The sequence below is a fragment of the Sphingomonas sp. AP4-R1 genome (genome assembly GCF_013113735.1).
GTDB lineage: Bacteria > Pseudomonadota > Alphaproteobacteria > Sphingomonadales > Sphingomonadaceae > Sphingomonas_I.
Genome location: NZ_CP053346.1, coordinates 3280046 through 3306578, shown reverse-complemented (window position 1 = coordinate 3306578; position 26533 = coordinate 3280046). Strand labels below are relative to the sequence as shown.

25 protein-coding genes and 1 riboswitch are annotated in these 26533 nt (G+C 66.0%); of the genes, 12 read left to right on the top strand and 13 right to left on the bottom strand.

All coding sequences use genetic code 11. The features are described from left to right. Positions 1-3: 3 nt before the first annotated feature. Positions 4-411: a signal transduction protein gene (locus tag HL653_RS15355; protein ID WP_171745296.1), complete on the bottom strand. Its 408-nt coding sequence runs from the start codon at positions 409-411 to the stop codon at positions 4-6. A 212-nt stretch (positions 412-623) separates the two neighbouring features. Further along, on the bottom strand, positions 624-1754 hold the full coding sequence (locus HL653_RS15350) for a patatin-like phospholipase family protein (RefSeq protein WP_171745295.1): 1131 nt from the start codon (positions 1752-1754) through the stop codon (positions 624-626). Positions 1755-1859: 105 nt separating this feature from the next. Here HL653_RS15350 and HL653_RS15345 point away from each other — a divergent pair, with 105 nt between their 5' ends. Beyond that, on the top strand, positions 1860-2765 hold the full coding sequence (locus tag HL653_RS15345) for a neutral zinc metallopeptidase (protein ID WP_171745294.1): 906 nt from the start codon (positions 1860-1862) through the stop codon (positions 2763-2765). A gap of 175 nt (positions 2766-2940) precedes the next feature. On the opposite strand, the gene HL653_RS15340 is transcribed toward HL653_RS15345, so the two are convergent. The 4 genes from HL653_RS15340 to HL653_RS15325 all read right to left on the bottom strand — a co-directional run bounded on the left by HL653_RS15340 (position 2941) and on the right by HL653_RS15325 (position 6709). After that, positions 2941-3951 (bottom strand): sodium:calcium antiporter, encoded by a 1011-nt coding sequence (locus HL653_RS15340; protein WP_171745293.1) that lies wholly within the window; start codon positions 3949-3951, stop codon positions 2941-2943. Positions 3952-3953: 2 nt separating this feature from the next. Then, a riboswitch (yybP-ykoY riboswitch) is annotated at positions 3954-4131 on the bottom strand. 174 nt (positions 4132-4305) lie between these two features. After that, positions 4306-5040, bottom strand: coding sequence for a cytochrome b/b6 domain-containing protein (locus HL653_RS15335; RefSeq protein ID WP_216599875.1), 735 nt, complete (start codon positions 5038-5040; stop codon positions 4306-4308). Further along, entirely contained in the window at positions 5037-5495 is a 459-nt protein-coding gene (locus tag HL653_RS15330; RefSeq protein ID WP_171745291.1) for a cytochrome c, read from the bottom strand. Before HL653_RS15330 ends, HL653_RS15335 begins: the two co-directional genes overlap by 4 nt. A gap of 245 nt (positions 5496-5740) precedes the next feature. Continuing rightward, entirely contained in the window at positions 5741-6709 is a 969-nt protein-coding gene (locus HL653_RS15325) for a DUF2171 domain-containing protein (protein WP_171745290.1), read from the bottom strand. A 231-nt stretch (positions 6710-6940) separates the two neighbouring features. On the opposite strand from HL653_RS15325, the gene rbfA reads away from it, so the two are divergent. The 7 genes from rbfA (at position 6941) to HL653_RS15295 (ending at position 13472) form a co-directional block, all read left to right on the top strand. Next, the gene (rbfA, locus tag HL653_RS15320; RefSeq protein ID WP_171745288.1) at positions 6941-7339 is read left to right on the top strand and encodes a 30S ribosome-binding factor RbfA; all 399 of its coding nucleotides are present in this window, start codon (positions 6941-6943) and stop codon (positions 7337-7339) included. Continuing rightward, the gene (locus HL653_RS24310; protein ID WP_253716925.1) at positions 7323-8048 is read left to right on the top strand and encodes a hypothetical protein; all 726 of its coding nucleotides are present in this window, start codon (positions 7323-7325) and stop codon (positions 8046-8048) included. Before rbfA ends, HL653_RS24310 begins: the two co-directional genes overlap by 17 nt. A 5-nt stretch (positions 8049-8053) precedes the next feature. After that, the gene (locus tag HL653_RS24305) at positions 8054-8608 is read left to right on the top strand and encodes a GNAT family N-acetyltransferase (RefSeq protein ID WP_367613614.1); all 555 of its coding nucleotides are present in this window, start codon (positions 8054-8056) and stop codon (positions 8606-8608) included. An 83-nt stretch (positions 8609-8691) separates the two neighbouring features. After that, positions 8692-9636 carry a tRNA pseudouridine(55) synthase TruB gene (gene truB, locus HL653_RS15310; protein WP_253716921.1) on the top strand — a complete coding sequence of 315 codons (945 nt, stop codon included), beginning with the start codon at positions 8692-8694 and terminating at the stop codon, positions 9634-9636. Positions 9637-9642: 6 nt separating this feature from the next. Further along, entirely contained in the window at positions 9643-9912 is a 270-nt protein-coding gene (gene rpsO, locus HL653_RS15305; RefSeq protein ID WP_171745285.1) for a 30S ribosomal protein S15, read from the top strand. A 274-nt stretch (positions 9913-10186) separates the two neighbouring features. Further along, a complete protein-coding gene (gene pnp / locus HL653_RS15300) occupies positions 10187-12520 on the top strand; it encodes a polyribonucleotide nucleotidyltransferase (RefSeq protein WP_171745284.1) in 2334 nt (777 codons plus the stop codon). Positions 12521-12815: 295 nt separating this feature from the next. Beyond that, complete coding sequence (locus HL653_RS15295) at positions 12816-13472, top strand: PEPxxWA-CTERM sorting domain-containing protein (protein WP_253716919.1); 657 nt, start codon at positions 12816-12818, stop codon at positions 13470-13472. A 118-nt stretch (positions 13473-13590) separates the two neighbouring features. On the opposite strand, the gene HL653_RS24300 is transcribed toward HL653_RS15295, so the two are convergent. The 3 genes from HL653_RS24300 to HL653_RS15280 all read right to left on the bottom strand — a co-directional run bounded on the left by HL653_RS24300 (position 13591) and on the right by HL653_RS15280 (position 18248). Continuing rightward, positions 13591-14574, bottom strand: coding sequence for an SGNH/GDSL hydrolase family protein (locus HL653_RS24300; protein ID WP_171745283.1), 984 nt, complete (start codon positions 14572-14574; stop codon positions 13591-13593). A gap of 235 nt (positions 14575-14809) precedes the next feature. Further along, entirely contained in the window at positions 14810-17191 is a 2382-nt protein-coding gene (locus tag HL653_RS15285; RefSeq protein ID WP_171745282.1) for a TonB-dependent receptor, read from the bottom strand. 181 nt (positions 17192-17372) lie between these two features. Beyond that, positions 17373-18248: a LysR family transcriptional regulator gene (locus tag HL653_RS15280; RefSeq protein ID WP_171745281.1), complete on the bottom strand. Its 876-nt coding sequence runs from the start codon at positions 18246-18248 to the stop codon at positions 17373-17375. Positions 18249-18366: 118 nt separating this feature from the next. On the opposite strand from HL653_RS15280, the gene HL653_RS15275 reads away from it, so the two are divergent. Beyond that, positions 18367-19917 (top strand): acetyl-CoA hydrolase/transferase family protein, encoded by a 1551-nt coding sequence (locus HL653_RS15275; RefSeq protein ID WP_171745280.1) that lies wholly within the window; start codon positions 18367-18369, stop codon positions 19915-19917. A 223-nt stretch (positions 19918-20140) separates the two neighbouring features. Here HL653_RS15275 and HL653_RS15270 read toward each other — a convergent pair whose 3' ends face one another. Beyond that, the gene (locus HL653_RS15270; RefSeq protein WP_171745279.1) at positions 20141-21037 is read right to left on the bottom strand and encodes a hypothetical protein; all 897 of its coding nucleotides are present in this window, start codon (positions 21035-21037) and stop codon (positions 20141-20143) included. A 208-nt stretch (positions 21038-21245) separates the two neighbouring features. Further along, positions 21246-22166, bottom strand: a complete 921-nt coding sequence (locus HL653_RS15265) for a 2-hydroxyacid dehydrogenase (RefSeq protein ID WP_171745278.1) — start codon at positions 22164-22166, stop codon at positions 21246-21248. A gap of 62 nt (positions 22167-22228) precedes the next feature. Here HL653_RS15265 and HL653_RS15260 point away from each other — a divergent pair, with 62 nt between their 5' ends. Beyond that, positions 22229-23116, top strand: coding sequence for a kinase (locus HL653_RS15260; RefSeq protein WP_253716917.1), 888 nt, complete (start codon positions 22229-22231; stop codon positions 23114-23116). Between the two features lie 61 nt (positions 23117-23177). Next, on the top strand, positions 23178-23732 hold the full coding sequence (locus HL653_RS15255) for a hypothetical protein (protein ID WP_171745277.1): 555 nt from the start codon (positions 23178-23180) through the stop codon (positions 23730-23732). Between the two features lie 178 nt (positions 23733-23910). Here the strand turns inward: HL653_RS15255 and HL653_RS15250 are convergent, their stop codons facing one another. Next, positions 23911-24342, bottom strand: coding sequence for a DUF488 family protein (locus tag HL653_RS15250; protein WP_171745276.1), 432 nt, complete (start codon positions 24340-24342; stop codon positions 23911-23913). A 24-nt stretch (positions 24343-24366) separates the two neighbouring features. After that, positions 24367-25131, bottom strand: a complete 765-nt coding sequence (locus HL653_RS15245; protein ID WP_216599874.1) for an SPFH domain-containing protein — start codon at positions 25129-25131, stop codon at positions 24367-24369. A 53-nt stretch (positions 25132-25184) separates the two neighbouring features. On the opposite strand from HL653_RS15245, the gene trmFO reads away from it, so the two are divergent. After that, the gene (trmFO, locus tag HL653_RS15240) at positions 25185-26516 is read left to right on the top strand and encodes a methylenetetrahydrofolate--tRNA-(uracil(54)-C(5))-methyltransferase (FADH(2)-oxidizing) TrmFO (RefSeq protein ID WP_171745275.1); all 1332 of its coding nucleotides are present in this window, start codon (positions 25185-25187) and stop codon (positions 26514-26516) included. Positions 26517-26533: the final 17 nt, after the last annotated feature.

Below are 26533 nucleotides of genomic sequence, written 5' to 3'. Positions count from 1 at the left end.
CCATCACTGCCGCGCCATCATCCCACTCAGCCGTTCGCGCGCGGCCTCGCGCTCGGCGGCGGAAAGGATGCCGTCCTTGTCCGTATCCATACGCTGGAAACGCGTCGCGAGCATCGCATCGATCTCGCCCTTGTCGAGCGCGCCGTCCTTGTTGGTATCCAGCCGATCGAACATGCGATCCGCGAACTTGGCCATGCGCCCCTTCGCCTTCGCGGCCCCCGGCCGCGCGGCGAATTCCTTCGCGCTGATCTTGCCATCGCCATCCACGTCCAGCGCCATCATGCGGCTACGTCCGGCCGACTGGAAATCGGCGAGACTCATGCCGGCGGCCAGGGGCGCGGTCTGGGCGGTCAGGGCCACGGGCAGCAGGAGCAGGCCGGCCACGAGAAAACGCACGTTCAACGGGTTCATGATCCATCCCATTTTGCGGTGATCGATGGCCGTTGAACGGGGCGGACGGCGCGATCCGTCGCGGGAAAGCGGATTTATTTGAGAGAAGCTTTTCCACCGTCACCCCGGACTTGATCCGGGGGCCCGCTTTTCTTTGTGGCGAGAAGGAAGAAAGCGGGATTCCGGATCAAGTCCGGGATGACAGTACCGGGTGGGGGGCCAGTTTATCCAGCCTAGCGCGGCACCAGATCGAAGGCCGCCGTCTTCCCGTCGAGGATGTTGCGGGCCAGCACCGAGGATTTCGTCATCGTCTCGGTCACGGCGACGCGGCCGGCCGCCCAATGCTCGCGCATCGTGCGCGCGGAGAATTCATAATCGCGCGCACCGCCTTCCCACGCATTGGCGCGGTAGATGAGCTGGACGAGGCTCAGCGCGCGCTCGTTGGCGAGCGCATCCAGCTTCGCCACGTCGGGATCGTCCTTCATCGCGGGCGGCAATTTCTTCAGCACGTTGCGGATCGCCTCACGCTCGCGGCGCAGCTTCAGAATCATGTCCGATACCTGCCGGGTGCGGCTGGAAAACTGGATCTCCTTCGCGCGGGCGACGACATCGCTGATCGTGCGCGGGCGCGACGGATTGGAGGCCGAGAACAGATCCACCTGGAAGACGAGCATGTCCTCCTCCTGATTGTCCAGGATGTGGGTGAGCGGAGTGTTCGAGACGAGGCCCCCGTCCCACCAATATTTGCCGTCGATCTCCACCGGCGGCAGGCCCGGCGGCAGCGCGCCGGATGCCATGATGTGGCGCGCGTCGATCCGCTCGCGGGTCGTGTCGAAGAAGCAGAAATTGCCGCTCTCGATCTCGACCGCCCCCACCGACAGCCGCACCGGCCCCGCGTTCAGCAGATCCCAGTCGACCAGTTTGTCCAACGTGTTCTTCAGGGGCGCGGTGTCATAGAAGCTCAGCGCCTCGCACGATCCGTTCATCGCGAGGAAGGGTGAGAGCCAGCGCGGGCCGAACATGCCGGGTACGCCCGTCGTGGCGACGACGGCGGCGGACCATTCGTGCAGCCATTCGCGGCTGTTGTCGCCGGTCATCAGGGGGAAGCTGGGCAGGCTGGAGGAGGTTTCCTCCCAGAAGGCCTCCAGCGCGGCCATGCGCTTGCCCGGCGGATTGCCCGCGATCAGCGCCGCATTGACCGCACCGATGGAAATGCCGGCCAGCCAGTTGGGCGCGATGCCGCGCTCCTCCAGCGCCTCGAACACGCCGACCTGGAACGAGCCCAGCGCGCCCCCGCCCTGGAGAACGAGCGCCACCTGGTCCGGCAGGGGGAGCAAGCGGGCGGCGGGGTCTGCTTCGGCCATAGACTCAGGTTTTAGACGATGCGCAGGGGCGGGAGAAGCGCAACACTTGCAACCGCAACACCGACCGGCGCATTTGTGGCGTAACGATCAGGTCAGGATGTGGCGATGCGGCTCGACGATTACCGGGACAGCGACAATGTCGAGCAGCAGAGTGGCGGAGGTGGCGGCGGACTGGGCTTCGGCGGAGGCGGAGGTGGCGGCCTTGGCCTGCTCTTCGGGCTGATCGGCAGCCGCTTCGGCATTGGCGGCATCCTCGTCCTCGTCGTCGGCATGATGCTGCTCGGCATGAACCCGCTGTCGCTGCTCGGCGGCGGCGGCGGTGCGCCCCAGCAGGCGCGGATCGAGCAGAAGAGCGCGGCCCAGGTCTGCGCGGCCGATCCCGCGCACCGCTTCTCCTGCCGCGTGCTGGCCAGCACCGAGGATACGTGGGCCAAGCTCTTCCAGGCGCAGGGCGCCCGCTATTCGCCGACGGTCCTGAGCTTCTACAGCCGCAGCGGCGTCTCCGGCTGCGGCGCCGCGCAATCGGCGATGGGCCCCTTCTACTGCCCGACCGATCGCAAAGTGTATCTCGACACCGAATTTTTCGATGAACTCGCCAATCGCTTCAAGGCGGGCGGCGATTTCGCCCAAGCCTATGTGATCGCCCACGAAGTGGGCCATCACGTCCAGAACCTCACCGGCATCGCCGACAAGGTGCGTGCCGGGCAGCAGCAGACGAACGAGGCGGGCGGCAACGCGCTGCAGGTGAAGATGGAACTGCAGGCCGATTGCTATGCGGGCGTGTGGGCCGCGAACAATCGCGACCGGATCGAGCCGGGCGACGTGGAGGAAGGGATGCGCGCCGCGCAGGCGATCGGCGACGATACGCTCCAGCGCGAGGCCGGCCGCACGCCGATGCCCGACAGCTTCACCCACGGCACCTCGGCCGAACGCATGGCCTGGCTGAAGCGCGGGCTGGATTCGGGCGATCCGGCGCAGTGCGATACGTTCACGGGCTCGATCGACCGGTAATCGAAACGTCACCCCGGACTTGATCCGGGATGACGGCTGTGAGCGGGCGAACCGCCCCCGCCCTTCCCAAACCCGTTCGTGCTGAGCGAAGTCGAAGCACGGGCTGCGCGCGACACCGTTTGAAGCACGTCCTTCGACTACGCTCAGGACGAACGGGGATCGGGGGTGAGGAAACCTAGGCGAACGTGACCGCCACCAGGATCCCCACGAAGGCCACGTAGAACAGCCCCATCGCCGCCAGCAGGCGCCGCGAGATCACGCCGCGCGAGAAGGTCACCAGCATCGTCAGGATCGCCGCCGCCGTCACGCCCGCCGAGATCAGCAGTTCGTGGCCCAGCAGCCAGGGCGTGAAGAACAGGCCGAAGGCGGTGGGGATCGTCGCCTGGATCATCATCGCGCCGGAGATGTTGGCCAGCGCGAGGCGATATTTGCCCTGCCGCACCCAGATGATCGCGTTCATCGTCTCGGGCAGTTCGGTCGCGATCGGGCTGAGCAGCAGCGCGACCAGCTGCGGATGCAGCCCCAAAGCCGGGCCGATTACCCCAAGTTGCGCCACGAAGGTCCGCGAGGCGAGGAAGATCACGACCAGCGCCAGCCCGGTCTGGAGAAGCGCCAGCGACGTGCGCGGCTCCGCCGCCTTGGGCTGGAGGCGGAGCGGCTCCATCTCCTCCTCTTCCGCGATGCTGCTCTCGCCGCGCATCTCGCGCAGCACATAGACGCCGTAGGCGGCGAGGAAGAGCAGGCCGGTCCACGCCTTGAACGAGAAGAGGACGAGGCCCAGCGCGACCTTCAGCGCGAACAGGACGAGAAACCAGGCCTGATCGTCGCGCAAACCCTTGAAATCGGCGCGTACTTCGGCGGTGTGCGGAAAACGCTGGCGGGTGGCGAGCAGCACGACGCCCACCGTCGCATAAGCGATCGTGGAGAGCGCGAGCGGGCCACCGAGCGCCGCGCCAATGCCTAGCTCCTTGGAGGCCGCGCTGGCGCCGAAGGCCACCGCCACCAGCGTCACCACGCTTTCCGGCAGCGCCGTGCCGAACGCCGCCAGCACCGTGCCCGTCGCCTGCGTGCCGACCGCGAGCTTGCGGCCGACCCACTCGACGCCGTTCACGAAAAACTCGCACGACAGATAGATGATGACGGCCGAACCGATGAGCAGGACGAGCGGCAGGATCAGGCTTGGCATGGAATTTCCCCAAGGGCCGGAGACGCGCATGAACCGGCCTGCGCCCGGCCCGAGCGCCTACCGATCCATGGTCTCGCCAAGCAATTGCCGCGCACGCCATGTTCAAGGAGCGGTTCGCTCCGAGCCCAAGTCTGTTGACGTGCGCCCCGTATCGTCGGGCGGCTACTCCCCAAGGGATGGCGCGCTTTGGCCTGACGGCGCGTGCGCGTCAAGCTCCACGCCACGTCACACCGCTCGCATTCCCCGTTCGTGCTGAGCGAAGTCGAAGGACGTGCTGCAAACGGTGTCGCGTGTAGCCCGTGCTTCGACTTCGCTCAGCACGAACGGGTTGAGAGCAATCCGCTCAAACCTCCCTCACGCCCGCCGGAACGCCTGCAGCGCCAGCGCGAACGGATCGCTGGGCGGTGGGGGCTTCACGCCGGGGATCGGCGCGCCCTTGCTGACCCACCAGGCGATGCCCGCCGCAACAACGATCGCCAGCGCCAGCCGCCACAGCGGCGCAAAGCGCGGCGGGGTCACCGCCTCGGCGAAGCGGCGATAGCCGGTCACCATCGGCCGCACGAGATTGTCGCGCTTCACGAAGGTGTAGAACAGGATCGCCAGCAGATGCAGCGCGACGAAAGCGAGCAGCAGGTTGAAGATCAGCCCGTGCCAATGGCGCGCCTTGTCCGCCGCATCATAGGATATCCAGATGGCGAGCGGGCCCGAGGCGAAGCCATCGACGTCCTGTGTGAACAGGCCCACGCCCACCTGCGCGGCGAGCAGCCCCAGCAAGGCGATCACGCTGAGCGCGCCGACCGGATTGTGACCGACGACCGGCTCCGCTTTCCCGCGCAGATAGGCGAGGATCGGCCCCGGCCCCTTCACGAAGCGGCTGAAGCGCGCCGTCTCCGGCCCGATGAAACCCCACACTATGCGGAACAGCACCAGCGCCAGCATCACGAGACCGAGGCGCATGTGCCAGTCGATCATGCCCTTCTTCATTGTCCACCACTGGACGGGAAGCAGGATCACGAACGACCAGTGGCAGATGCGGACCGGCCAGTCCCAAAGGCGGACGCGGGCGCCCGCCTCAGGGATGAGGCTCACGAATCGCGCTCGCGGAAGGTGGTGTGGCAGCCCTTGCAGGTCTGGCCGAGCGCGCCTGCGGCCGTCTTGATCTCGTCGACATTGCCCTTGGCGGCGACGCCGTTGAACGCTTTGGCGGCATCGGCGAACTTCTTGGCATCGGCATCGAATTCGGCGCGCTGCGACCAGATGGCCGGGAGGGCGCCGGTCTTCACGCCCGCTTCCTTGCCGGTGCCGGCGGGAAACCAGCTCGTGATCTTGGGCGCCTGCTGCGCGATCACGGCGGCGTTGGTGCGGATCAGGGCCACGTCCGGCGTGGCCTTCAGGCTGTCCCCGATCGCCTTGAAGGCGCGGCCGATCTGCTTGTAGCCCTGCTGGCGGGCCGTGATGACGTCGGCCGGCGCGGCGGCGACGGAGAAAGAGGCCAGCGCCCCCGTTGCGATCAAAGCGAACCTGACGGCCTTCATGACGACCATATTCTTCCTCCCTGTCACCCCGCACACACGAACGGGGCCTGAACCTTCCATGGACTGCGAAATCGCGCGCTATTTTTCAATTCTGGAATAAATCCCGGACACGATAATTTACGACGTCGCGGAATCCAGCATCCTTTTCCTCGTCCGCTGAAATTCCAGCTTTCCCGCCGGATCCGTGAACGGGACATGAAAAAGGGGCCCGGCCAAACGGCCGGGCCCCTCCTCTCCTGCCGGATCACCGGGCCTCAGTAAGTGCCCGAAAAGCTCCGGTTGAGCCGGGTGCTGCGATCGTCGTCGCGCCCGAACAGATCGCCGCTGTTGCGATCCTCGTCACGCCAGTGCGCCTTCGCCTGATCGGCCGTCTTGCTGATCGTGATCTTGTCATCGACCGACACGAGCCACGAAGACGGGATCGAGTGGTGATGGCCGCGCGCATCCTGATCGCTTTTGGTCAGCTTGATGCGATCGCCACGGACATGATCGACGGTGCCGACATGCTGGCCGTCCGAGCCGACCACCTCCTGATGCTCCTGCACCTGGGCGAGCAGGCCGCGCTGGCCCTGACGGGTCTGGCGCCAGCTGTGAAATTCATTGTCGAACTTCTGCTGATGCTCGAGCCGATATTCGGCATAATCCTGATCGAACTCGCCGATCTGGCGCTCGCGCCACGAATGATAGCCGGGATCGCGCGCCCAATCGTTGCGATCATTGCCCGCGCCGAGGCCCCAATTGCCGGTCGCACCGGCGCCGCGTCCCGCGCCATAGTCGCTGGGGCTGTAACCGCCGCCGACATCGGGGCCGTAACCGGAGCCGAAGGTCGGGCCGGCATAGCCGGAACCGTAAGGCGCGAAGCGGCCGCCATCGCGGTAGCGCGGATCGGCGCGGCCCTCATAGCGCGCATCGAGGCGCTCGTCGGCGCGGCGGCGGCGCTCAGCCTCTTCATCGCCGAACCACGAACGGACCTCGTCGCCGGCGCGATCGAAGAATCCACGGTCCTGATAATCATAGCCGCGCGGCTCGCGACCATAATCGCTCCGCCCATAATCGCTTCGGTCACCGAAACGGTTGCCGCGATAATCGTTATAGTCGCTGCGGGGCGCGCCGCCGCGACCGTAGGAAGAGCCGTAGGAGCGGCCGGAATCGCTGCCGAAATCGCGATTGCGGTCATCACCATAGCCGCCGCCGTAGCGGCGATCGTTACGCTCGTAACCCATTCTATCCTCCTGGAAATTCTCTCCACGAAGCGCCGGTCTCGTCTGGCCGGTGTCGCATGGTTAAGAACCCTTTGAGGGGTGGGCTTGTTCCTGGCGAAACCGATCCCGTGCGGCGAAATGGGCACTGGCCGGGATTGTCGCGGAACCGCGCACCTTCCCCTTTCGTATCGCATTGCAAATGGCGATAACGCCCTCTCGCCAAGGGAAGCGGCGGCCTCTAGGGAGGGTGGGATGCGTACGAACCAGACCACCGAAGGTCGCTCCGTGCGCCTGCTGCGCGTGGGCGAGCAGGTGCGCCACAAGCTGGCCGATATTCTGATGCGCGGCGACGTGCATGATGACGTGCTCGCCAAGCACCCCGTTTCCGTCACCGAAGTGCGGATGTCCCCCGATCTGCGCCATGCGATGGTCTTCGTGAAGCCGATGCTCGGCCGCGAGGAGGAGATCGTGCTCAAGGCGCTTCGCACCAACACGGCCTATCTCCAGAGCGAGATCGCCAAGGCCGTGAACCTCAAATATGCGGCGAAACTCCGCTTCGAACTCGACGAAAGCTTTGACGAAGGCGCACGGATCGATGCGCTGCTTAACTCTCCGACGGTGAGGCGGGACCTGGATGAAGAAGACGTTTGAGAGTGCGCCTGACGGCGCATCGCGGCACCGCCTCGAAATGCGCTTCTCGCATTTCGCAAACGCCTCGAAACGGGCCGGGATCCTGTCGCTCGCCTTCGCGCTGACGGCGTGCGGAGGCGCCAAATCGGGCGAACTGGATACGGACGGCAAGATCGTCCGCTCCGTTCTGAGCCTCCTGGCGTCCGACGGCAAGCCGCTCTGCGTGGAGCGGATCACCTACGGTAGCCCGCTCGTCCAGTATCGTGTCGCCCGGCGTGGGCGGCTGGAGCGCTATTATGCGCTCGAATGGTATCCGCCGACGCCGTTCCGCCCGCCCGCCATGCCGACGCAGAAGGAGCTGCGCGACGACGTGGCCGCCGAGCGCCGCGCCGACATTCCCGAGCCGCCCGTGCGCCGCGACATGCTGCCGCGCGACCAGCGCTCGGTGATCGATGGTCAGGCCTTCGCTCTGTCCGAAGCCGCCGTCGCCACGCATGTCGCGCTGGTCAAGGACAGCTGGATCCCGCGCAACGTCCATGCGCGCTGGTGGCCGGGCAAGGACGCCTCGGTCGGCTGCACCGCGCAGTTCGTGCTGTCCGGCGTGAAGCGGAGCAACGACATCGCGTTCGTCGCGGTGCGCGTCTATCACTGGGGCACGCTCTACGCGCTTCAGCCCACGCCGACCGGCGACTGGAAGGTCACGGCGCAGTGGGGGAGCTGGATGTATTGAGCGCGGTGCTGGAGAGTCCTCCGTCCGAGGGCTCGCTCCGCCTCATCCGCCTCTCGGAGGCGCATCGCGCCGCGCTGGGCGCGGCCTGCGCCGAGGATCCGGACATCTGGGCCATCTATCCGGTCAATTTCGGGCCGGACGCGTTCGACGCGGCGTTCGATATCCTGCTGGCGCGGACCGACCGGATCATCTTCGCGGTGCATGACGGCGATCGGCTGGTCGGCATGAGCGGCTATATCCTGACGATGCTCGCCAACCAGACGGTGGAGATCGGCAACACCTATCTGCGCCCCTCCGCGCGCGGCACCGGCTTCAACGGGCGACTCAAGCGGCTGATGATCGATCATGCCTTCGCCTGCGGGATCCGCCGGGTGGAGCTGCGCGCCGACACGCGCAATGAGCGGTCCTGCGCGGCCATCGCCAAGATCGGCGGCGTGCTGGAAGGCGTGCTGCGCGAGGAACGCGCGACCTGGACGGGCTATGTGCGCGACACGTGCGTCTTCTCGATCCTGAAGCGCGAATGGCAGGCCACTGGAGTGACGGGCACGGCTGACGCATAAGCCCGCGCCATGATGCGTTTGCTTTCTTCTCTTCCGCCGTTCGCTGCCGTGACACCCCTTCCCTCTCTGCCCGAGGCGCGCCCGTGAGCGCGATCAAGACACCGCTCCACGGCTGGCTGATCCTCGACAAGCCGCTGGAGTTGGGCTCGACGCAGGGCGTCTCCGCCGTGAAGCGCGCGCTGCGCGTGGCGGGGCATCCCAAGGCGCGCGTCGGCCATGGCGGCACGCTCGATCCGCTGGCGACCGGCGTGCTGCCGATCGCGATCGGCGAGGCGACCAAGCTCGCCGGGCGGATGCTCGACAGCGACAAGGTCTATGATTTCACGATCCGCTTCGGCGCGCAGACCTCGACGCTGGATGCCGAGGGCGAGAGCGTTGCGGAAAGCGACGTGCGGCCGACGCTGGCAGAGATCGAGGCGATCCTGCCACGCTTCACCGGCCCGATCGAGCAGGTGCCCCCCGCTTATTCGGCGCTGAAGGTGGACGGGAAGCGGGCCTATGCGCTGGCGCGGGCGGGCGAGGAGGTGGAACTCGCCAAGCGGGCGGTGACGATCCACGCGCTTCAGATCCTCCCCATCGCAGATGGCTCCCCTCCCCACGCTGCGCGCAGGGAGGAACTGGACAGCATCACCCTCTCCGCCTCCGTCTCCAAGGGCACCTATATCCGCAGCCTCGCGCGCGATATCGCGCTGGCGCTGGGCACGGTCGGCCATGTCACGATGCTCCGCCGCACCAAGGCCGGGCCCTTCACCCTCCAGCAGGCGATATCGCTGGACAAATTGGACGAGTCCGCTAGAGGGGCGTCGCTGCAGGAGCTGCTCCTGCCGCTGACGGCCGGACTGGACGACATCCCGGTCCTCGCCGTCTCCCCCGATCAGGCCGTGGCGCTCCGTCAGGGACGCAGGCTCGTCGGGACCGCAGCATCACCGGGTCTCCATCTCGCGGTCGAGGGCATTACGCCCATAGCGCTCGTGGAAATGGATCAGGACATCAAGGTGGTGCGCGGGTTCAACCTGATGTCGGAGTGAATGACCATGACGATCACCGCAGCCCGCAAGGCCGAAATCATCAAGGACAACGCCCAGGTCGAGGGCGATACCGGATCCCCCGAGGTCCAGATCGCGATCCTCACCGAGCGCATCACCAACCTGACCGAGCATTTCAAGACCCACGCGAAGGACAATCATTCGCGTCGCGGTCTGCTGATGATGGTGAACAACCGTCGCAGCCTGCTCGATTACCTGAAGAAGAAGGACGCCAACCGCTATAGCGCTCTCATCGCTAAGCTCGGCCTTCGCAAGTGACGCAAGGGGCGGCCGAAAGGTCGCCCCTTCTCATATCCGCGTCGTCCCGGCCAGGCCGGGGTTTCGCGAGACAGGGGTGCCCGTCCCTCGACAGATCCCGGCCTTTGCCGGGATGACGGGCATGAAAACCGGGACCAGGGCAATAAGGCCCGACGTCCAAGGGGCAGCATAGTCCCGAACCGCACGGGCCGGCAGCCCGACAGACCCCGCCGACATCCCGGGGGGTCGCCATAGGCCCCGGCCGCATAGGGCGTGCCGGAGTGAAGGAAACGACATGTTCGATATCAAGAAGACGGAAATCCAGTGGGGCGGCAAGACCCTCACCCTGGAAACGGGCCGCGTTGCCCGCCAGGCCAACGGCGCGGTGCTCGCGACGCTCGGCGAGACGGTGGTGCTCTGCGCGGTGACCGCCGCCAAGTCCGTCAAGGAAGGGCAGGATTTCTTCCCGCTCACCGTCCACTATCAGGAAAAGTATAGCGCGGCCGGCCGCATCCCCGGCGGCTTCTTCAAGCGCGAGCGCGGCGCGACCGAGAAGGAGACGCTCGTCTCCCGCCTCATCGACCGCCCGATCCGCCCCCTCTTCCCCGAGGGTTTCTACAACGAGATCAACGTCATCGCCCAGGTTCTGAGCTATGATGGCGAGAATGAGCCGGACATCCTCGCGATGGTCGCCGCGTCCGCCGCGCTCACCATTTCGGGCGTGCCCTTCATGGGCCCGATCGGCGCCGCGCGCGTCGGCTATATCGACGGCGAATATGTGCTGAACCCGTCGGCCGAAGTCACCAAGACGAGCGATCTCGACCTCGTCGTCGCCGCCACCGGCAATGCCGTGATGATGGTGGAATCCGAAGCCAAGGAGCTTTCGGAAGAGATCATGCTCGGCGCCGTCCAGTTCGCGCACAAGGCGTGCCGCGAAGCCGTCAACGGCATCATCGATCTGGCCGAGAAGGCCGCGAAGGAGCCCTGGGAAATGGCCGAGCAGGCCGATCTCTCGGCCGCCAAGGACAAGCTGAAGAAGCTCGTCGGCAAGGACATCACCGCCGCCTACAAGGTGACGGACAAGTCCAAGCGCTCGAACCTGCTGAACGATGCCCGCGCCAAGGCGAAGGCCGCGTTCGCCGACGCCACGCCGCAGGACCAGATGGCCGCCGGCAAGCTGATGAAGAAGCTGGAAGCCGAGATCGTCCGCGGCGCCATCCTGAAGAACGGCTCGCGCATCGACGGCCGCACCACCACGCAGATCCGTCCGATCGAGGCGATGGTGCACTTCCTGCCGCGCGCCCACGGTTCGGCCCTGTTCACGCGCGGCGAGACGCAGTCCATCTGCTCCACCACGCTGGGCACCAAGGACGCCGAGCAGATGATCGACGGCCTCTCCGGCCTGTCGTACGAGCGCTTCATGCTCCACTACAACTTCCCGCCCTATTCGGTCGGTGAAGTCGGCCGCTTCGGCGCGCCGGGCCGCCGCGAAGTCGGCCACGGCAAGCTGGCGTGGCGCGCCCTCCACCCGGTCCTGCCGACGGCGGAGGAATTCCCCTACACGATCCGCGTCCTGTCGGACATCACGGAGAGCAACGGCTCTTCTTCGATGGCCACCGTCTGCGGCGGCTCGCTGTCGATGATGGATGCCGGCGTGCCGCTGAAGCGCCCGGTTTCGGGCATCGCGATGGGCCTGATCCTGGAAGGCAAGGATTTCGCGATCCTGTCCGACATCCTGGGCGACGAGGATCACCTCGGCGACATGGATTTCAAGGTGGCCGGCACGTCCGAAGGCATCACCACGATGCAGATGGACATCAAGGTCGCGGGCATCACCGAAGAGATCATGCGCGTCGCTCTCGAGCAGGCCAAGGAAGGCCGCGCGCACATCCTGGGCGAGATGGCCAAGGCGCTCACCTCGGTGGGCGAACTGTCGGCTCACGCGCCGCGCATCGAGACGATGACGGTGCCCAAGGACAAGATCCGCGACGTGATCGGCACGGGCGGCAAGGTGATCCGCGAGATCGTGGCCACCACCGGCGCCAAGGTCGACATCGAGGATGACGGCACGGTCAAGATCTCGTCGTCCGACCCCGAGAAGATTGCGGCCGCCCGCAAGTGGATCGAGGGCATCACGATGGAGGCCGAGGTCGGCAAGGTCTACACCGGCAAGGTCGCCTCGATGGTGGACTTCGGTGCCTTCGTCACGTTCATGCCCGGCAAGGACGGCCTCGTTCACATCTCCGAGATCAAGAACGAGCGCGTCGCCAAGGTGTCCGACGTCCTGAGCGAAGGCCAGGACGTGAAGGTCAAGGTCCTCGAGATCGACGGCCGCGGCAAGGTCCGTCTGTCGATGCGCGTCGTCGATCAGGAAACCGGCGCCGAGCTGGAAGACACCCGCCCGGCCCGCGAGCCGCGCGAGGGTGGTGATCGCGGCGACCGTGGCGACCGCGGTGACCGTCCGCGCGGCGACCGTCGCCGTGAAGGCGGCGATCGTGGCGGCCGTGGTGGTGACCGCGGCCCCCGTCGCGAAGGCGGTGATCGCGGCCCGCGCCGTGAGCGCAGCGAAGGCGGCGACGAGGCTCCGGCCCCGTTCGCACCGGCCTTCCTGAACCGCGACGACGATTGATCGTCCAAGCGCTTCAAGAGCTGAAACGGAAAGGGGGCCGAAAGGCCCCCTTTTTGTTGGTGGTGGAGTGGGCCATCGCGACAGGCGCCGACTTTTCCTTCGATACCGCCGCCCCCCCCTTCGACGGATGAAACGACTTTACGAACGATCTGAAGGTCGACGCGAACGAGCCGCGCGTCTTGGCACAGGATTATCGATGCAGCTTTCAAGCCAATTCCTGGCCTGCATCGCTTTCCGCACGCGCCAGAACTGGTTAACGACATCCCATCCAAGGTTCGGTGGGGAATCGAAGATCATGAAGATTCGCGCAGCATGGGTCGCAGGCGCCATAGCCCTGACGTCGTTTTCACCTGCGACGGCTACGATCATCTCGTCGCTGGACGATGGGGTAGCGGTCGATATTCCGGTAATCGCAGGCGACGAGCCCACGGGCATGAAGGGCCCGATCTCGTTCGGTCCTGGTATCACCGCCACATCCACCTCGGGCAATTCGCTCTTCGGCTATACGGGTGACTATGGTTTCGCCCCCGACAGCCTCTGGAGCGGGACGTCCATGATCGGCCTCAACGTCGGCCGTGGCACGGTGACATTGACCTTCGCCACGCCGCTGTCCGGTTTTCTGGCGGAGATCAGTTCGACCGAATATGCGTCCTCGTCCGACGCGATCATTTCCGCCTTCGATGCGAGCGGAAACCTGCTCGACCGTATCGTGATGGAGCGGAACGGCTATCAGGTGCAGCCTGGCTTCATGGGCTTCAGCTACGACACGGCAGAGATCAGCCGGATCACCTTCGCGAATGAATATATCGGCTTTCGAAACATCTCGATCGTCCAGGCCGATCCGACCGGAGCCGTGCCCGAGCCGGCGACGTGGGGCATGATGATCGTGGGCCTGGGACTGACCGGCACGGCGCTGCGCCGCGCGCGGAGGCCGCGCCGACAGACGGCGTAACGCCCCGCTCCCCTTTTCTTCCAAGGTCATGCGGCGATCGGTCAGGCCCGTCGCCGCAGGACCTACCCTGCCCTTCATGATGCGGGTTCCGGGCCCCGGAGAGCCCGGAACCGGACGATCAGGCGTAGGTGATCGTCGTACGGCGACGGCGATAGCGCATCGTCGCGCCGATCGCGCCGAAGCCCGCCACCATCATCACCCAGCTCATCGGCTCCGGCACCGCCTGCGCCGCGTTCAGGCCGAACAGCCGGTTGATATCGGCATAGCCCGCCGCCTGCACCGCCGCGATCGGGTGGATGCCGTCGAACGAGAAATAGCCTTCGCAGTTCGTGGCCTGCGCACTGGCCTGGATGCAGCTGACGGTGGTGTTCATCTGCGGCAGGCCGAAGGACGCCGGATTGGTCAGCACGCGGCGATTGAAGTCGCTGAGGCTGTAGAACATGAAGGTCGTGTCCGGATCCAGCGACAGATTGGCGAGCGCCGCGTTCAGATAGCTATTGGCCTCGATCGTGTACGGATCGCCGAACAGCGGGAAATCGGTCATCAGGATGTTGCGGACGCCGAGATCGTTCAGCCGCTGCACGCCGGCGACATATTGCTCGGCCGCCGCCTGCAGATAGGCGCTGACGGTGGGATAGTCCCCGATCGCGCCGACCGGACCGAACACGCCCTTCGCGCCGAACACGTCATTGGCGCCGAAATTGACGACGTAGAGCCCGTTGGGATCGACCGTGCGGCCCGTCGCCTCGAACGTGTCGATCTGCTTCGCCATGTCGGGAATGACGTCGCCCGTATCGACGATGCGCCCGCCGCCATAAGCGAAATTGTTGCCGCCCTGCAGCGACGGCTTGGTCGCGGTGCCGAACAGATCGAGCGAGAGCAGATCCGTATAGTCATAGCCGTTGGTGAAACGGTTCTGATAATAGCCCAATGCCGGATCGGGCCGCGTGCCGCCGTTGGACAAATACAGATTGCCGGCATCCACCAGACTGTCACCGAACACGGTCAGCGACGAATAATAAGCCGTATCGCGTACAGCCTCAGCCGGCGTCGCCACGCCCGCCGCCAAAGCTCCCAATCCGAGCGCACACCACTTGATCACCGTCATTTCCCCTATGGCCGCTTTTCCAAGCGTTAACCATAATGTCGGGGATGCGGACGGCCGTATAGTTATCGGACAGTTAATACGCGGCCATTTTGGGCGGGATTTGAGCGATCTGCCGCCTCCCCTCTCAAGGCACGGCCCGCCCCACCTTCGCATGCCAGTGGGGGCCGTACCCTGTGAAGGCCGCGACGGCAGCCTTCACGGGGTACGGACATTTGCCCCGGCTAAACCGTCAGAAGCCCTTCTTCAGCGTCACGAACCACTGGCGGGGTGCGCCAGCCAGCAACGTCTGGTTATCGCCCGAGGCGGTGAAGCCGTTCGAGCCGATCGTCGAGACATACTTCTTGTCGGTGAGGTTCGTGACGTTGACGCTGATGCCGACGCCGTTCAGCGCGCCGGTGCCGCGGAAGGTGTAGCCGACCGAGGCATCCACCAGAACGCGATCGGGCACCGACTGGTCGTTCAGATAGGTGAAGTAGCGCTTGGTCATATAGTCCGCGCCGACCCGCGCCATGATCTGGCCGTCGTCATAGACGACCTCGCCCTTCAGCATGTGCTTGGGGCTGTCCACGGCCGTCTTGCCGTCGGTCGCGACGAGCACCGCGCCGGTGGCCGAGACGACGTCGTCCGCATATTTGGAATTGTTGTACGAATAGCTCGCGAACAGCGAGAGCGGCGGCAGGATGCGATAATTGGCCGTGACTTCCGCGCCATAGGTGTGGACGCCGCCCACATTGTTCAGCGTCGACGGATTGCCGATGATGCCGGCGCCGTTCTGGAAGGCGAGCAGGCGATTGGTGAAATCGACATAATAGCCGACGGCCGACGCCTGCAGCGGACCATGGCGGAAGCGCACGCCGCCTTCATAGGTCTTGGAGCGCTCCGGCTTCAGCTGGCCGCGGATCGCGTTGAAGCCCACCTGCGTCGTCGAGAAGGGTCCGGTCGTCGCCGAACCGACGAAGGCGCGCATATTCTCGGTATAATCCGCGAACAGCTCGGTCGAGGAGGTCGCGTGATACACGACGCCCGCCTGCGGCTGGAACATGTCCTTGGCGCTGATCCGGCCAGAGGCGAGCCCGCCCGCCACCGTCATGTCCGCGCGGTTGACGACATAGACGCCCTTCCAGCCGCCGTTCAGGACGAGCGTGTCGTCGAGCAGCTTGATCGTGTCGCTGACATTATACTGCGCCGTCTCGGTATCGTACTTGCCGTCCCACTGCGTGAGATAGGCATTCTTCTGGAACGAAAGCGTGTCGCGATTGGGCTGGGCGCTGTCCGTCATGCCGTAGAAACGACGCGCCTGGCGGAAGCTGTTGCTCTCATACCAGCCGCCGATCACGAACGTGTTGATCCCATGTTCCCACGTGCCGCTGCTCAACACGCCGCCGCGATGGATCGAATATTCCGTCGTGCGGAAGCCGAGCGGGCTGGGCGCCGTGATGACGCTGCCATCCTCGTTGAACGCGCCGGCCGGCGTGGGCGAATAGGGCGTGATCCACGATCCCTGGCCCTTGTTGGTGTGATAATAGCCGGTCGTCTTCAGCGTGAATTCGGGCGTCAGATGCGCGTCGAACGTCACGCCGCCGAGATAGTCGCGACGCAGGCCGCCCGCGTCGAAATACTGATCGTCGATCGTCACGCCGGCCGGCAGGCTCGTCGCCGCGCCCGCCCACACCCGGCCGGTGCCGGCCGCGATCGAGACCTGGTTCTGATAGGCCTTGGCGAGCGCGATAGCCGTCGCATAATCGCTCGTCTTCGTGAAATTGTCGTTCCGCAGGCCGCGCGGCGCAATGATGTCGAGGCTGAGATCCTGATAGTCGGTCTCGCGGCGATCCGAGAAATTCAGGAAGGCCGAGATGCTGCCGAGATCGCCCAGATCCTGCACCAGCTTGGCATTGGCCTGATGCTGGCGCTGGGCGCCCGCACCCTTCCACTTGTCGGTGCGATAGAAAGCGTAGCTAAGATAGCCCTTCAGCCCATTGCCGGTCATGTCGCCCGAATCCAGCCGGACATAGGCGCGCGCCATATCGTCCGCGCCATAAGTGCCGGCGACCGAGATGTCGGTCTTGTCCTTGGGGGCATCCGAATAGAACTGGATCGTGCCGCCCAGATTGCTGGTCGAGGCCGTATCCAGCGCGCCCGCGCCCTGCGACACCGCCGTACGGCCGACATTCTCGGAAATGATCGCGCGGCTGATGTGCAGGCCGTTGACGTTGCCATAGCTCATGTCGCCCAGCGGCACGTCGTCCAGCGTGAAGCCGAGCTGGTTCTGGTTGAAGCCGCGCAGCGAGATGCGGACCGCCCATTCATAATTGCCGAACGGATCGGCCGCCTGGAAATTGACGCCCGGCAGCTTGGAGATCGCCTTGAGCGGGCTCGCGCCCGGCACCAGCCGCTCGATGTCGAGTTTGGTCACTTCCTGCACCTGGCGGGCGCGGCCGAAGCCGAGCACGGTGATCTCGTCGCCCTGGCCGGCGGCATCACCTGCGTCTGCGGCCGGGGCATCCGGGGCCGCGGCGTCCGCAGCCGCGCCGGCTTCGGCCTGCGCCGCGGTCGATGCGAACGAAACCAAAGCAGCCAATGCGACACTCGCCAGCGCGGTCGATCTGATCATGTGAGGGAGCCCTTTTTTCGCGCCGATGCGGCGTCTGGGCGCTCGATGAACTCCGACCGTTGCGGAACGATGACGTTACGGAGGCATATCGATGGCCCGTGGGTGACGTGCCGCGATCCGCTTCGCGGGCGTGACTTTCAGGTAACGTTCGGCCCGCGATCGACGCCCGCCTCCCCCGCTTTCACCCCTCCGGGAATTGCCCGATCAGGAAATCCAGCACCGCCTGCACGCGCTGCGGCAGCGGCGCGCCGGTGAAGCGGTGGCCGATCGAGAGGCGCAGCGGACTGATATCGGCATCGGGCAGCACGGGCACGAGTTGCGACGCGGCGATCCCGGCCGCCACCTGAATATCCGGCAGCAGCGCGATGCCGAGGCCGCTGAGCGCCGCGCGCAACACGGCCTCGCTGCTGTTCGCGCGGAAGGGGCCGCGCGCGCGCCAGCCTTCGCCGCTTATGTCCCAGATGGTCGGCATCGTGCCGTAGCCATAGGTGATGCAGGCATGATCCAGCAGATCGCTCACCGCCGCCGGCACGCCGCGCCGCGCGAGATAAGCGGGCGAGGCGACCAGACTGCGGTGCACGAGCCCCAGCCTCTCCATGCCGAGCGCCTCGGGCGCGGGATCGCCCACCAGCAACGCGAGATCCACGCCGCTCTCGATCAAACTGTCCTGCCAGTCCGCCACCGCGAATTCGACGCACAATTCCGGGTGCCGCGCGGCGAGTACATGAAGCCGCTCGGCGTAATGCAGGCCCAGCGCGGTCGTCACGCCGACGCGGACCACGCCGCGCACCGTGCGGATGCCGGCCAGATCCGCCTCGACATGGGTAATCTCCGCCACCACGCGCCGCGCATGCTCCAGCAGCCGTTCGCCCTCCGGCGTCAGCGAAAGGCGGCGCGTAGAGCGGTTGATCAGCCGCGCGCCGAAATGCTCCTCCAGTTGATCGATGCGTCGCGCGACGGTCGTGTGGCTGATATGGGTTTCGTCCGCCACGCCGGTGAAGCTGAGCCGCTCCGCCACGCGCGCGAAGGTCTGAAGGTTGAGGTAGAGGTCGCTCATCTGCACGCCTATCGCACAATTGAGGTGCGAATAATCCCTATTGTGCGGGATTATGCACGAGCGGAGAAGGCTCGCCACTCCGGCAGACATGGCCGAGGATCACTAGGAGACGTTGCTCATGTCCGATCGAATCGCAGCCCCGGCCTTGCGGGCCAAGATCGCCACCGCAGCCGAGGCCGCCGCGCTGATCCGGAACGGCATGACCGTGGGCATGAGCGGGTTCACCGGCTCGGGCTATCCCAAGGCCGTGCCGCTGGCGCTGGCCGACCGCATCAACGCCGAGCATGACGCCGGCCGCCCGATGCGGATCAAGATCTGGACCGGCGCCTCCACCGGACCGGAGCTGGACGGCGCGCTCGCCAAGGTGGACGGCATCGAGCTGCGCCTGCCCTATAATTCCGATCCCATCGCGCGCGAGCGGATCAACAAGGGCGAGATCGACTATCTCGACATGCATCTGAGCCAGGTGGCGCCGATGGCGTGGCAGGGCTTCCTGGGCGAACTCGACATCGCCGTGATCGAGATCGTCGGCATCCGCGCCGACGGCAGTCTGATCCCCTCCTCCTCGGTTGGCAACAACAAGACGTGGCTGGATCGCGCCAAGGGCGTGATCCTGGAGGTCAATCGCTGGCAGAACCCCGCCTTGGAAGGGATGCACGACATCTATTACGGCACGGCCCTGCCGCCGCACCGCGTGCCGATCCCGCTGATCCGCCCCAGCGACCGGATCGGGCAGGACAGCTTCCGCTGCGATCCCGACAAGATCCTCGCCATCGTCGAGACGGACGCGCCCGATCGCAACGCCCCCTTCTCCCCGCCCGACGCCTCGGCGAAGGCGATCGCCGGCCATCTGCTGGAGTTCCTCGCGCATGAGGTGAAGGTCGGCCGCATGCCCGCCTCCCTGCTCCCGCTCCAGTCGGGCGTGGGCAATATCGCCAATGCGGTGCTGGCCGGACTGGTCGACGGACCGTTCGAGAAGCTGACGTCCTATACCGAGGTGATCCAGGACGGGATGCTGGATCTGCTGGACAGCGGCAAGCTGACCATGGCGTCCGCCACCGCATTCTCGCTCAGCCCCGAAGCGGCCGAGCGGATCAATGCGCAGATGGCCCACTATCGGGACCGGATGATCCTGCGCCCACAGGAGATCAGCAACCATCCCGAGCTGATCCGTCGCCTCGGCTGCATCGCGATGAACGGGCTGATCGAGGCCGACATCTACGGCAACATCAATTCCACCTGCGTGATGGGATCGCGCATCCAGAACGGCATCGGCGGATCGGGCGATTTCGCGCGCAACGCCTATGTCTCGATCTTCATGACGCCTTCGACCGCCAAGGGCGGCGCCATTTCCGCGATCGTGCCGCAGGCAGCGCATGTCGATCATATCACGCAGGATGTGGCGGTGCTGGTGACCGAACAGGGGCTGGCCGATCTGCGCGGCCTTTCCCCCCGCAAGCGCGCCGAACTGATCATCGAACGCTGCGCGCACCCGATCTACCGCGATGCGCTGCGCGATTATTATGCGCGTGCGCTCAAGGGCTCCTACGGCCTCCACGCCCCTTCGCTGCCCGGCGAGGCGCTGTCGTGGCACCAGCGTTATATCGAAACGGGATCGATGCTGCCGCCGGGCGCGGGCGGCCTCGCGTCAGGCAGCATCGCCGCCTGAGCGAGAGAGCGAGAGAGCGAGAGAGCGAGAGAGAAACGGATCCGCTACTCATCCGACATGCTGAACCTGCTTGGGAAGCGTCTCGTTCAAGCACGTACCCGTCACTCCGAACCTATTTCGGGACCCAGCGGTGGCGGGAAAAGCGACCCAAGCCGCGCGCAGCAGGATAGGTGCCGGACAAACCCGGCGTGACGGACGAAACGAAGGAGTAGCCCGGCCTTCCCTATGCCGCCCCGATTTGCCCCAGATCGGCCAGCCGGCTGGTGAAACGGTGGCTGCCCGTGTGGCTCAGTTCCATCCACGGGCAGAGCCACACGGCCATGCCGGCCTCGCGCACGCGGCGGCAGAAGGCGTAATCCTCGGAGATGTGGCGCCCGCCATAGCTGCCCATCGCCTCGTCGCTGTCGAGGAAAGCGAGGATGTCGGCGGCGGTGGCGTCCGGATTCCGTGCGGCGAAGGCCTTGATCTCGCGGGCGAGATTGGCCTGCTTGGTATCGATCTCGGTCTCGAAATAAGCGTGGATCGGGGGTGTGGCCTCGTCGTCCAGCGGGCCGAATTTGCGCGCGGGATGAAAGGCGCGATAGCGGGCGAAGGTCTCGGCGCGGATCATCATGAAGCCGGTGCCCGCCTGCGTCACCTCCACGGGCTCGTTCAGCGGAAAACGGGGCCCGTCCAGCGGATAGGCCAGCACGGCGCTGGATATCCGCGCAAGGGCATCGGGATCGGCATCGGCCATGCCCGTCTTGGCCGCCTTCAGGATCGTGCCCCATGCCAGTTGCTTGGTGGGATAGGGTGCGGCGATCACGTCATAATCGGGCTCGCGCACCTGCAGCGCCATCAGGTGCAGCACGTCGCGCGGATCGAAGCCGATATCGCCGTCGATGAAGATCAGGTGATCGCCCCCGCCCCGCACGAAGCGATCGGCGGCGATGTTGCGCGCCTTGGTGATCAGCGCGTCGTTGGTGACGAACAGGAAGTGCAGCTCGATCCCGAAGCGGGTGCACAGGCCGGTCAGCTGGGCGATGGCGAACGCATAATCGGCATGGCATTTGCCGTCATAAAGCGGTGTGCCGACGAAGAGCCTGCGCCCCTTCAGCGGGCCCATGTCCAGATCCGGCATCGATGCTCCGCTCGCCCGAGAATATCGGGAGCCGCTGTATCGTCGTCGAGCCTCTACGCCAATTCCTCCCCCGCCAGGGGGAGGTGGCGCCGAAGGCGACGGAGGGGGAGGATAGCGACCCGCTCGCTTCCTCCCCCTCCGTCAGGCTGACGCCTGACACCTCCCCCTGGCGGGGGAGGATAAGTGCCCGCCAAATCTAAACGTCAAGTCAGGCGGCAGGAACCGGCGTGAGCAACGGCTTGCCGGCGACAAACGCCTCGACATTGTCGAGCACAAGCTGCGCCATCGCGGCGCGCGTCTCGCGCGTGGCGCTGCCCTGATGGGGGAGCAAAACGACGCTCTCCAGCCCCAGCAGCGCCTCCGGCACGTTCGGTTCGTCGGCGAACACGTCGAGCCCCGCCCCGCCGAGCCGGCCGGAGACGAGCGCATCGACGAGCGCGGGCTCATCCACCACGGATCCGCGCGCGATGTTGATCAGCACGCCTTCGGGGCCGAGCGCCGCGATCACCTCGCGGCTCACCAGCCCCGCCGTGCCCTTGCCACCCGCGACCGCGACCACCAGCATGTCCGCCCAATCCGCAAGAGCGACCGGATCGCCGATATAGCGCCATTCCGCGTCCGGCTTTTCGGAGCGCGCATAATAAGCGATCTCGCCCGCGATCGGCTTCACCCGCTCGGCAATCGCATGGCCGATCCGACCATAGCCGAGGATGCCGATCTTCTGGCCGGTCAGCTTGCGCGTCAGCGGCGGCGTGCCTTCGCGCACCCAGCGCCCCTCGCGCACATAATGATCGTGCAGCGCCACCTTGCGCGACACGGACAGCATCAGCGCCAGCGCCAGATCGGCGACATCGTCGGTCAGCACGTCCGGCGTGTTGGTCACGGCGATACCGCGCGCATGGGCATGCGCCACATCCACCTTGTCATAGCCCACCGCGCACACCGCGATCAGCTTCAGGTCCGGGCAGGCGTCGATCGTCGTCGCGTCGATCCCCTCGCCGCCGCCCGTGATCGCCACGGTGATGCCCGGCCCCGGCGCGTGGCGCAGGTCGTAGCGGTCGTCCAGTCCGCCGAGCAGCCATTGCGAAGGGCGTTCGATCAGCATCAAGATGGGGAATGCGTCAGCCATTCTGCCATTCTAGGGTGAGCCGGCGCAAAGGGCAAAGCCGGGAACAGGGAAAGCAGGCTCAAGTGACGACAGACGACGTTGAAATGCTGATCGCGGCCGAGCGGCTGCCCGAAGATTATGCCGCGACCGTCAATCTCTGGTGGCGGCCGCTCGCCAGGGCCATCGCAGCGCGTCGGGAGGCACTCGGCCGCGGCGTCCTGATCGGCATCAACGGCGCACAGGGCACGGGCAAGTCGACGCTCTGCCTGTTCCTCGAACTTCTGCTGCGAGCGGAGCACGGACTGAGCGCCGCGACCATCTCTCTGGACGATCTGTATCTGACCAAGGCGGAGCGCCAGCGGCTGGCGGTCGAGATCCATCCCCTTTTCGCAACGCGCGGCGTGCCGGGCACGCATGACGTCGGGCTCGGCAATGCCGCGATCTCTGCGCTGATGACAGGAAATGCGCCGGTGCCGATTCCGCGCTTCGACAAGAGCCATGACGATCGCGCGCCGCACGCGGAATGGCCGGTCGTCACAGCGCCGGTCGATGTCGTGCTGATCGAAGGCTGGTTCACCGGAGCCTCACCTGTCGATGCCCGATCTCTGGCCGAACCGGCCAACGCGCTGGAGCGGAACGAAGATGCGGATGCCCATTGGCGCACCTTCTCCAACACGGCATTGGCCGGACCTTATGCGGCGCTGTTCGGGCGCCTCGATCTGCTGATCATGCTCGCCCCGCCCGGCTTCGAGCAGGTGCGCGAGTGGCGCGAACTGCAGGAGCAGAAGCTGCGTGAGCGCACCGGACGCGGGATGAACGCCGCCGACGTCTCCCGTTTCGTCGATCATTATGAGCGGCTGACGCGCCACATGCTCGCGACCTTGCCGGACGAAGCCGACATCGTCGTGCGGATCGGGCCCGACCATCAGCCGATTTCCCTCCGGAAACGCGACGAGCCGAAACATGGCTAACCACTCGCTAACCATCTCGGCGCATCCCTGAGGCGGGCAATCCCGCCCAGGAGCACGGATCATGAGTTCCATTTCCGGAAGCATGTCCACGGCCGCGATGATGTCGCCGAACGACCGGATGAAGCTGGCGCTGCAATCCGCCGTGTCGGCCGGTTCGGTGAAGTCGACCGACCAGAGCGCGCTTTCCAGCGCGCTCGACGACATCGATGCCGCGATGAAGTCCAGCGGCCCGCCGGCCGCCGGCACCAGCCCATCCGCAATGAAGACCAAGGTGGAGGGGCTGATCGATCAGGAAGTGAGCGACGGCAAGCTGACCAGCGATCAGGCGACCGAGCTGAAATCGGTCTTCGCGCAGGCGGCAAGCAAGATGGGGCACCATCACGGCGCCGGCGGCCCTCCGCCGATCGACGACGGCACCGGCACGACCGCAACGGATGCGACCGCAACGGATGCGACCGCCAGCACCGATTCCACCAAATCGGCGATCGATCAGTTGATCTCTTTCCTCCAGACGCTCGAAAAGTCGGTCAGCTCCAGCTCGACCTATGGCGCGACGGGCACCAGCACGGCCTCGACCAGCTCGCCCACCTCGATGCTGATCGACCAGCTGGCTTGACGCGCGGCACCTCCGCCGGGAAAGCCGAGCGGGGTTCCGGGGAGCCACCCATCGCCGACGGGCTGCCACCCGTCACGCGCGACCGGCCCATCGCGCATCCGCACCCGTAACGACGGGCCTGCGAACTCTCCATCGGCTGGTTTGCGCGCACATTTCACCCTGTTGCAGCAAGCGCCGCTCAGGCGAACAAATCCACCACCTCCGCGTCGCTCGCGACGGCATCCAGCAGCAGCGAACGGTGGCAGCCCGCCGGCTCCCGCTCGTAGCACAGCAACGCGCTGGGTTTCTCCGCCGCCAGACCGCGCATGATCGCCGCCTGCGCGATCGCCTCGGGCAGCTGCAGCTGCCCGGCATAGATGCGCTCCAGATCGGCATGGCGCCCTTTGCGCGCCGCCGCCCGCCCATCCGCAGGCGTACCCAGCGCGCGCAGATGGACATAGCCGATCCCCGCCTCCGCCAGTCCCCCCGCCAGCGCCGTCTTGGAGAAACCGGGCCGGCGCGAGAGCGGCAGAACCCGCACGTCGATCACGCGCTCCACCCCGGCCGCCTGCAACGCGGCGATCAGCTCCGCCTGCGTCGTCTTCTCATAGCCTATCGTAAAGATCTTCATCTTCAGACAACCGATCGGCCGGCACTATTTCTCCGCGATCTTCTTCGCCGCCTCGATCAGTTCGACCGGCATCATCGCGATGATCGTGCTGTTATGCTCCACGCCGATCTCGGTGAGCGCCTGAAGCCGCCGCATTTCCAGCGCGCCGGGCGTCGAGCCCACCACCTTGGCGGCGTCCGCCAGCGTCTGGGCCGCCTCGCGCTCGCCTTCCGCCTTGATGATGCGCGCGCGCTTCTCGCGGACGGCCTCCGCTTCGCGTGCGATGGCCCGCTGCATCGCTTCGGGAATGTCGAGATCCTTCATCTCGATCGAATCCACGATCACGCCCCAATGGCCGCAGGCGCGCGCCAGCATCTCCTGCAGGCGATCGTTGATCACCGCGCGTTCCTTCAGCAGCTGATCGAGATCGGACTGGCCGATCGCGTCGCGCATCGCCGTCTCGGCCGCCTGCATCACCGCGCCCTGCCAATTGTCGACGGTGGTGATCACGCGCGTCGCATCCTGCGCGCGAAACCACAGAACGGCATTCACGCGCACCGGCACGCCGTCGCGCGTCACCGTCTCCTGCGTGTCCAGCGCGCGCGTCACGGTGCGGAGATCCACCTTCTGGACGCGATCGATCCACGGGATCAGCCAATACCAGCCCGGCCCCTTCTGCTCGCCCAGCCGGCCGAGGCGGAACAGCACCCCGCGCTCATATTCCTGGTTCACGCCGAAGGTCTTGAGCATCGTCGGCACGAGAAAGACGATGAGGAAAATCAGGAAGGCGAGACCACCCGTCAGCATCATCGTCCGCTCCGTTCGTTTGGCTTGGCGCCGATCCTGTTCTAGGCGCCCCCATCATGACGCACCAGATTCATATTGTCGGCGGCGGGCTCGCCGGCTCCGAAGCCGCCTGGCAATTGGCCGAAGCCGGATACAAGGTCCGCCTCTCCGAAATGCGGGGCGTCGAAGCCACGCCCGCGCACCATACGGATTCGCTCGCCGAACTCGTCTGTTCGAACAGTTTCCGCTCCGATGACGCCGCCAACAACGCGGTCGGCCTGCTCCATGCCGAGATGCGCGCGCTGGGATCGCTGATCCTGAAGACGGCGGACGCGCACAAGGTGCCCGCCGGCTCCGCGCTGGCGGTGGATCGGGACGGCTTCGCGGAAGGCGTGACCGCCGCGATCGAGGCGCATCCGAATATCGAGCTGGTGCGCGAGCGGGTGGACAGTCTGCCCGAAGGCCCGGCGATCCTCGCCACCGGCCCGCTCACCGCAGCCCCTCTGGCCGAGGCGATCCGCGCCGAGACGGGCGAGGACGCGCTCGCTTTCTTCGATGCGATCGCGCCGATCGTGCATCGCGAGAGCATCGATATGGAGACGGCCTGGTTCCAGTCGCGCTGGAACAAGGGCGACGGGCACGATTACATCAACTGCCCGATGAACAAGGACGAATATCTCGCCTTCCACGCGGCGTTGCTCGCGGGTGAGAAAGGCGAGTTCCGCGAGTGGGAGAAGAACACGCCTTACTTCGAGGGCTGCATGCCGATCGAGGTGATGGCCGATCGCGGCACGGATACGCTCCGCTACGGCCCGATGAAGCCGGTCGGGCTCGACGATCCGCGCACCGGGCGCTGGCCTTATGCCGTCGTCCAGTTGCGGCAGGACAATGCGCTGAGCACGCTCTGGAACATCGTAGGCTTCCAGACCAAGCTCAAACATGCCGAGCAGGTGCGGATCTTCCGGATGATCCCCGGCCTGCAGAATGCCGAGTTCGCGCGGCTGGGCGGGCTGCATCGGAACACCTTCATCCAGAGCCCCAAGCTGCTGGACCACACGCTGCGCCTGCGCGGACGGCCGAACATCCGCTTCGCCGGGCAGATCACCGGCTGCGAAGGCTATGTCGAAAGCGCCGCGATCGGGCTGCTGGCCGGGCGCTTCGCGGCGGCCGAGCTGGCGGGTGCGGAGCTTGCCCCGCCGCCGGGCGAAACCGCTCTGGGCGCGCTGCTGGGCCATGTGACGGGTGGCGCGGAGGCGGAGACGTTCCAGCCGATGAACGTCAATTTCGGCCTTTTTCCGCCGCTGGCCGGCAATCCGCGCAAGAATGAGCGCAAGGCGCTCATCGTCGCACGGGCCAACGACGCGCTGGCCGGATGGATCGAAACCGGATCGGCGCAGGAGTCATCATAACGCAACCTTCCGTCGCC